Below are 7801 nucleotides of genomic sequence, written 5' to 3'. Positions count from 1 at the left end.
CTGCCGGAGTCCCTTTTTCCCGACCCGTTGTACCGTGTGGGGAGTGCAAAGGTCAGAAAAAATCCCGTACATGCAAGAGGTGTGTTATAACATTAGCTAGTGTTTCGGAATGGTTTCGCTTAACTATCTGAGTTGCACCATCAAAATTTTCAAAATATTTTAAAAGCTTCTCCATTATGCGCTAGGCAACTTTCTATTGTGTTGATTCCCGCCATTTGCAGCCTTTCTTTGGGCCTTCCTACTTTCTAATAAAAGCAAATAAGGTATAACCTTTTATCAAGGCTATACCTTATTTGTATCTCTACTATTATAATGTACTCCTATACTGCAGTCGCTTCGGCATACTCCTGCAGGTACTTATACCTTTCGGTTAGTTCTCCTTCTTTGGCTATAGTCGCTCTTTCCAGCATACCGCCTGCATCGTTATTAAAGAACTGCGGGAACACATTATCTATAAGGTGTCGTCCGAAGTCGCGGGAGGCGTTGCGGGGTAGTTCGCAAGGCAGGTTGTCGACAGCCATTATGGTGATGTTATCTTTTCTATTATAAGGAGGTTCGAGCTTGCCCGTCTCTGGATTGTAGTCGTAAGCAGGTTCCGTAATTGTAGTAGCACGTTTGGTGGTAGGTATAGAGCCGTCCACATCGCAGGTGATGTCGGCAATGGTGTCGATTTTGAAGTCAGGCTGGCGAGTGTCTTCTTCAGAGAACAGTTTTGGTGCACGTGGGTCCCAGTAGGCGCAGGCCATCAGCAAGTCGGTTACTTTAGTGAATTTGCGGAACGTGGACTGGTATAGCTCCGGGTGTGCATAGAAGTCAGGCGAGTCCCATACCTCCACGTCGGGGCGGTTGTTGTAATCGCCTGAATGCAGTTGGGCGTACACAGGTTCTTTGAACTGCTTATATAAGTAGTCAAACACACTCACCTTTTTGATGCCCATCTTGTCGAGCACTTCCATGGCACCGCCTGCCACACGCCCTCCCCCTGTCACGGCTATTTTTATTGGCGGCAGTTTCACCTTGAAGTACTCCTCCTGCATGTCCTCCATCTCGTGGCAGAGGTAAGCGGGCTTCAGGTCGAAGAGCTTCCATTTTTTGCCATAGGTGAGGATGCCGTTGTAAGCACCTACTATACCGGCATACCTGCCGAAGGCTACCACCCGCTGCCCCTGTGCATTCGTCAGGAGTTCGTAGTCTATTAAAGTTATGTTCTTGTCGAGCACGCACCGGAGGAGCTTGGCATTGTGCGGCTGCTTTTTAATAGTGTGTGAAAAGAAGAAGTAAGTCTTGTTCGGGATCAGTTGGTCTACGGGCACCTCCTTTACACCCATCAGCACGTCGCAATCGCTCAGATCCGGCTGCAGGTCTATACCTAATTCCGCATACTCTTCATCGGTAAAACAGCGTACGTCACTCGGTTGCACCACCACCTTGGCGTCTGGAAACGCTTGCATGGCTTCAACGCATTTTTTAGGGGTAAGCGGCACGCGTTTGTCTACTGGTATTTTGCCTTCCTTAATGATCCCGATCTTAACTTTTTCCATAGGTGCTTCTTTCTGAATTGTTATGCAGAAAATTATGTTTCAAAATCTGAGTGTGTCGGCGCCTTGCCAAATCACTTTTGCCCTGTCTGCCTGTTTTATCTTATATTATATAGCAGGAGCGGCAGTAGTGTTAAGCTACCACATTCAGAACTATTTAGCTTTCATGCTTCAATATAATAAACAATTACTATTACTTTTGCAGAAATAAAGAAAGAGGGCCTTTGGCTTGTCTTCCACTGGAAAAGAAAATCCCAAAATTCCCAATCAATACTTCATCATTATGATACTTAAAACAAAACCTGCTGACACTTTCAAGGAGCGCCACAACGGTCCGGACAAAGAGCAAATGCAGGACATGCTTAAAACCATCGGGGTAGACTCGTTGGATCAACTGATTGAGGAGACCGTACCGGCCGCCATTAGACTTAAGAAGCCGCTGAACCTGCCAAAGGCTCTTTCTGAGACTAACTTCCTGAAGCAATTCGGTGAGATCGCCAGAAAGAACAAGGTATACAAGTCGTATATCGGTCTGGGTTACAACGACACCATCATGCCTCCTGTGATCCTCCGTAACATCATGGAGAACCCAGGTTGGTATACCGCTTATACCCCTTACCAGGCTGAGATCGCGCAGGGCCGTTTGGAGGCGCTGATCAACTACCAGACCATGGTAATGGACCTGACCGGTATGGAGATTGCCAACGCCTCTTTGCTGGATGAAGGTACTGCCGCTGCTGAGGCCATGGGTATGTTCTATGCACAGCGCAAAGGTGCACGCAAGAATGCAAACCGCTTCTTTGTGTCAAACCAGGTGCTGCCACAGACGATTGACATCCTGACTTCTCGCGCTATACCGATCGGCATTGAACTGGTAATCGGTGACCACCGCGAAGTGGATTTCACTGACGAGACATTGTTTGGTGCCCTGGTGCAGTACCCTGCTGCCGACGGTGCCATTTTTGATTATACTGACTTCATCAGCAAGGCACACGAGCAGGAAATGCTGGTAGCAGTGGCTGCTGATATTCTTTCTTTGACACTCCTGACACCTCCGGGTGAGATGGGTGCTGATGCCGTGGTAGGTACTACACAGCGTTTTGGTGTGCCAATGGGCTTCGGTGGTCCTCACGCAGGTTACTTTGCTACAAAAGATGCTTTCAAGCGTGTAATCCCAGGCCGTATTATCGGTATCTCGGTTGATGCTGCTGGTGACAGAGCTTACCGCATGGCCTTGCAGACGCGCGAGCAGCACATCCGTCGCGAGAAAGCAACTTCTAACATCTGTACCGCGCAGGTACTGCTGGCTGTAATTGCCGGTATGTATGCTGTGTACCATGGCCCACGTCGCCTGAAGTACATCGGCTTAAACGCGCACTCTTTAGCACAGCAACTTGAGAAAGGTCTGAAAGCCCTTGGCTTCGAGCAGCTGAACGAACAGTATTTCGACACGCTGAAAATTGCGGTGGAAAGTGCTGACATGAAGAACGCCATCCGTACTGAAGCGGAGGCAGCGGGTATCAACTTCCGTTACTTCGAAGAGAACTTCATCGGTATTTCCCTGCACCAGAACACAGAGCTGGAAGATGTGAAAGCGATTCTGGCCGTATTCGCGAAAGTAGCTGGCAAGTCGGCTGACGTGCTAGGTATAGACGAGTTGCCGGAAGAGACTGAAATCACTTGGTCTGACAAACTGATCCGCACGAGCGAGTACCTCACGCATGAGGTGTTTAACAAGCATCACTCAGAGCATGAGATCCTGCGTTACATGAAACACCTGGAGAACAAAGACATTTCATTGGTTCACTCCATGATCTCTTTGGGCTCTTGCACCATGAAACTGAACGCTACGGCCGAGATGATTCCGGTGACCTGGCCAGAGATCGGTCAACTGCACCCATTCGCACCTGCCGACCAGACGCAAGGGTATGCTGAGATCTTCAAAAACCTGGAAGCCTGGCTTTGTGAGATCACCCGTTTCGACGCCATGTCGCTGCAGCCTAACTCAGGTGCACAGGGCGAGTACGCCGGTCTGATGGTGATTCGTGCTTACCATGAGTCACGCGGTGATCATCACCGTACGGTTGCGCTTATTCCTTCTTCTGCACACGGCACGAACCCAGCCTCTGCTGTAATGGCCGGCATGAAAGTAGTGATTGTGAAGTGCGACGAGAAAGGCAATATTGATGTAGCGGACCTGCGTGCGAAAGCAGAGCAATATAAGAATGAGCTGTCTTGCCTCATGGTGACTTATCCATCTACACACGGTGTATATGAGGAGTCTATCATTGAGATCTGCCAGGTTATCCACGATAACGGCGGCCGTGTATACATGGACGGTGCCAACATGAACGCTCAGGTAGGCCTTACTTCGCCAGCCCACATCGGTGCTGACGTGTGTCACCTGAACCTGCACAAGACGTTCTGCATCCCTCACGGTGGCGGTGGTCCTGGCATGGGCCCAATCGGTGTAGTGAAAGATCTGGCTCCGTTCCTGCCTGGTCACGCTGTGGTTGACTTAGGTCGCCCGGAAGCAATCAACGCTATTTCAGCTGCTCCTTGGGGTTCTGCTTCTATCCTGCCAATCTCTTATGCTTACATCGCGATGATGGGCGGCGAAGGTTTGACAGAAGCGACGAAGGTGGCTATCCTGAACGCAAACTATATCAAGGCGCGTCTGGAGAAACACTACCCAGTATTGTATGTAGGCAAAAACGGTCGTTGCGCACACGAGATGATCCTTGATTGCCGCGAGTTCAAGAAGTTCGGCGTGGAGGTAGAGGATATTGCGAAGCGTCTGATGGACTACGGTTTCCATGCGCCAACCGTATCGTTCCCGGTAGCAGGTACTTTGATGGTGGAGCCAACTGAGTCCGAAGCACAGGAAGAGCTGGACAGATTCTGCGAGGTGATGATTTCGATCCGTGAGGAAATCCGTGAGATTGAAGCAGGCAAGGCTGACCAGAAAAACAACGTGTTGAAGAACGCACCACATACCCTGAAAGTAGCGATGGTAGAGAATTGGGAGCGTCCTTACTCACGTGAGAAGGCAGTATTCCCGATGTCCTTCCTGCGCGACAACAAGGTATGGCCAACGGTAAGCCGCATCGACAGTGCTTACGGCGACCGTAACCTGGTATGCTCATGCGCTCCGATCGAAGCCTATAACGAGAATGAAAATGAGATGGTAGCTATCGGCTAACCTATCCCATACTTATACCTGAAAAGCCTGGCCTTGTGGTCAGGCTTTTTTGTTTTAGACGCACTGGCCCTGACTGCTGTATCTGTTTATACCTACTGCCTGCCTCGCACCGTATACCTGTTTTAGAAATGATCCTATACCTAAAACGATAGTGCTATGCGATACGCTATACCCAACCTGAAGCATTTACTACACCTTATACCTGCCTTTCTGATTGGTTTGAGCGGCTGTATACCTTCTATTGTGGCTGACAGCACCTACGACCGCAGCGTAGACTTTCAGATATACCGCACATTTGCCCTGCTGGAACCCGAAATGGCTAATACCTCCGCAGACCCCAACCTATACGAGCCGCTTCTGGACAGGCGGATGCGCGATGCCATCGCAGCTGAGTTGGTTAAGAAAGGTATGCTGCTTGACGTCGAAAATCCAGACCTGCTGGTTGCTTATGATGTGTCAGTAGCACAGGATGCTGCTACTGCCTCTCCTGATTTTGGATACGCTTACTGGTTTGGCTATCGTTTCAATTATAACTCTGCCGATTTTCCGGGCTACAGACCAGTTGCGCAATATATACCGGGAACTATGCTTATTGACCTGATATCGGCCAGTACCAACGAGTTAGTGTGGCGCGGCGTGGCAGAAGGCGATATTAATGTGACACAGACAGACGAGAGCAGGATCAGAAGATCCATTATCAGCATTCTGTCGCAATACCCACCTAACAGACCCGCATCCAGCAGGCCAACTTCACGATAACTTATAGGCGATAAGACAGACTGAAGCCGCCGTAATAGTTGCGCGGTGATGCCGGTTGAAAGTAGCGCCCGCCAAATGCGTTGAGGTCATTGCCCAAACTATACTTCAGATCCGTCAGGTTTTCAGAGCCTGCAAATATGTCCAGCGCAAACTGTCTCCCCAATTCCCTTCTCAATCCTAAGCGAGCACCTGCAACGAAGTAAGCATCGGCGTACACTGTGTTTTCATCCGTAAGCGGAATCTCGTCTACATAGTTGGCTGTCAGGTGCAGGTATAGGCCAAAGCGGGTAGCCAGGTCGAGGCCAGCAGTCAAGGTATGCGGGGCGACGCCGGTGAGCTTGTTACCGCTCAGGTCGGTGTCATCTTTTTGGTAATCACGGAAACGGAAGTGGCTATAGGTATAGCTGCCCCATACCTTGAGCAAACTTAGGGGTTGCGTGGCATCTTCTAGCAAGGTATAGCCCAAGGCTGTCTCAAGTCCGCTTTGGGAAGTAGCGCCCACATTCCGGAATACGGCGATGCTCGACAAATCCTGCCGACTCGCTATCGTCTCACGTAGGCGGAAGTGAAATGCCACCACATCAAAGCTCAGTTTTCTGCCTAAGGTATAGCCGCGTATACCTGCTTCGTAGTTGATGCCTTTCTCTGCTTCCAGTTCCTGGTTGAGCGCACCGTCAGAGGTCAGCAACTCTTCCTCAGAAGGCGGCGAGAAGCCCGAACTTACGCTGCCATGCACCGACACCTGCTCCGTCAGCCGTTTAAGCAATGCTACTCGCGGCGAAAGCACGGCACTGAAATCACGAGTATATTGGTATGGGCCACTACCTGGGGCCTGGTGCAGGCGGGTGATCTCATAGCGGGTGTCGTTCAGACTGAGTGCACCCGTTACAATCCAGTTGCCGGGCAGCTCAAACTCTGCTTGGGTAAAGAGTAAGCCGGTCTTGGCCAATACTTCATCGTCGGTACGTAACGAGTCTGTACGTCCCCGATTATTGTCGTAGGTGCGGGCTGCTTCAAAACCGCGCTGGTATTCGCCGCCGAAGGTGATTGTAGCAGCTGCGGCGCCGAGCTGGGTATTGTAAACAAAACGGCTTCGGCCTCCATACTCCTGGTTGGTGTTACGCTCGTAGTCGGTGTTGAAAGGATGATCCCTATACCTGAACAGGCCATACAGGGCGGTCGTGTTTTTCCAACTGTCGCTGAAGCGGTACTCCTGCGACAGACCGATGTTTATACCTTGCTGGTTCATCGAAGCATTCTGCATCACACTCCCGAACATCCCACCCCGTGCCTGCCGCGGATCCTGCTCATACTGCTCCTGCGTCAGCCCGCCAGGCAGCTGGTAAAACAGGTCGGAGTAGATCAGGTTGGCCTGGATCGTGCTTTTGTCAGATGGATTGAAGGTGGAGGTCAGCATAAGCGTTTCGCGGTCCATACCGGATTGTTCCCGGTAGCCGTCGAGTCGCTGGCGGGAATACTGCAGGTATAGGCTCTGCTTCTCACTGCCCACACTGGCACTGGCTGTATAGCGCTGTAAGCCAAACGAGCCAAAGGTAGTGCCCACCTGAAACAGCTTCTCTCCGGGAGCTGCTCTGCGGGGTTCCAACAAAACCGTTCCGCCTGTACCTGCTCCGTAAATACTGCCTGCCGGACCTTTCAGTATTTCCATACTGTTGAAGTTGGAAGCATCATACAGGTTCAGGTTGGTGATGCCATTTGACTCGGTAAGGGGAATTTCGCCCATGTATAGCTTCACGTTGCGTATACCATAGGGAGAGCGCAAACTGCTACCCCTGATCGAAAGGCGGTAACTTGCTGTGGCCCGCTCCTCCATCCGCACCCCCGGTACCGTATTCACGGCGCGCACCAATGAACTCTCATCAAAGCGCTGTATTACTTCCCGGCCTACTACACTCAAGGCTCCCGCTGTTTCCAGCAAAGGCCGGTTGCTTTCATAGCCCGTCACCACTACCTCTGAAAGACTCGCTGTCAGTGGCTGCAGGTACACCCGAAGGGCCGTACCTGGCTGGATGCGCTGTAAGAAAACAGTATCTGACTTGTACCCAATGTGCGAGATCAGCAGGAAAGTCGCACGGTCTGCAAAGGAAAAATCAAAGCCTCCGGAAGTATTGGTAATCGCCTGTTCGCCTGTATTGGCTGTCACCGTCACACCTTCCAGCGCCTGGCGGGTCTTGGTGTGCAGTACCTGGCCGTTGACCTGTTGCTGAGCGTAACTCAGAAAAGGCAGAAGCATGAGGGCAGTCAGAAAAAGGGATCGGAGCAGGAGTAATAGTTGATTCAT

Annotated in this window: 4 protein-coding genes; 2 read left to right on the top strand and 2 right to left on the bottom strand. The window is 51.0% G+C overall.

Annotation, left to right across the window (positions count from 1 at the left end):
- Positions 1-320: 320 nt before the first annotated feature.
- Positions 321-1541 (bottom strand): NAD(P)-dependent oxidoreductase, encoded by a 1221-nt coding sequence (locus Q1A54_RS16380; protein ID WP_299990326.1) that lies wholly within the window; start codon positions 1539-1541, stop codon positions 321-323.
- A gap of 280 nt (positions 1542-1821) precedes the next feature.
- Between Q1A54_RS16380 and gcvP the strand changes: the two genes are divergently transcribed.
- Together gcvP and Q1A54_RS16370 are read left to right on the top strand one after the other, a co-directional pair.
- Positions 1822-4740, top strand: coding sequence for an aminomethyl-transferring glycine dehydrogenase (gene gcvP, locus Q1A54_RS16375; protein WP_299990324.1), 2919 nt, complete (start codon positions 1822-1824; stop codon positions 4738-4740).
- Positions 4741-4896: 156 nt separating this feature from the next.
- Positions 4897-5499 carry a DUF4136 domain-containing protein gene (locus tag Q1A54_RS16370; RefSeq protein WP_299990322.1) on the top strand — a complete coding sequence of 201 codons (603 nt, stop codon included), beginning with the start codon at positions 4897-4899 and terminating at the stop codon, positions 5497-5499.
- Between the two features lies 1 nt (position 5500).
- On the opposite strand, the gene Q1A54_RS16365 is transcribed toward Q1A54_RS16370, so the two are convergent.
- Positions 5501-7801, bottom strand: a complete 2301-nt coding sequence (locus tag Q1A54_RS16365; RefSeq protein ID WP_299990320.1) for a TonB-dependent receptor — start codon at positions 7799-7801, stop codon at positions 5501-5503.

Source organism: uncultured Pontibacter sp. (assembly GCF_947502515.1).
In the GTDB taxonomy this organism is placed as follows: domain Bacteria; phylum Bacteroidota; class Bacteroidia; order Cytophagales; family Hymenobacteraceae; genus Pontibacter.
Note: the sequence above shows the minus strand (reverse complement) of the source record. Positions and strands in the feature narration are given on the sequence as shown.